The organism is Corallococcus sp. AB038B (assembly GCF_003668955.1).
GTDB classification, from domain to species: domain Bacteria; phylum Myxococcota; class Myxococcia; order Myxococcales; family Myxococcaceae; genus Corallococcus; species Corallococcus exiguus.
Genome location: NZ_RAWO01000172.1, coordinates 1 through 424 on the forward strand (window position 1 = coordinate 1; position 424 = coordinate 424).

The following is a 424-nucleotide window of genomic DNA, read 5'->3' on the forward strand; positions in this document are numbered from 1 at the left end:
TTCGTCGTCTGGGCGAAGGACGAGCAGGACGAGATTCGCGGCTTCGTGCTGGAGAAGGGCATGAAGGGGCTCACCGCGCCGAAGATCGAGGGCAAGTTCTCGCTGCGCGCCTCGGTGACGGGCGGCATCGCCATGGACGACGTCTTCGTCCCCGAGGAGAACCTGCTGGCCGGCGTGAAGGGACTGAAGGGCCCGTTCGGCTGCCTCAACAATGCGCGCTATGGCATCTCCTGGGGCGCCATGGGCGCGGCGGAGTTCTGCTGGCACACGGCGCGCGCGTACACGCTGGAGCGGCAGATGTTCGGCCGGCCCCTGGCCGCCACGCAGCTCATCCAGAAGAAGCTGGCGGACATGCAGACGGAAATCACGCTGGGGCTGACGGCGGCGCTCCGGCTGGGGCGGCTGAAGGACGCGGAGAAGGCCG

1 protein-coding gene is annotated in these 424 nt (G+C 68.4%); it reads left to right on the plus strand.

Annotated elements, in window-relative coordinates; all coding sequences use genetic code 11:
- On the plus strand, positions 1-424 hold a 424-nt coding region (locus D7Y04_RS42905), incomplete at both ends, for an acyl-CoA dehydrogenase family protein (protein WP_255428822.1).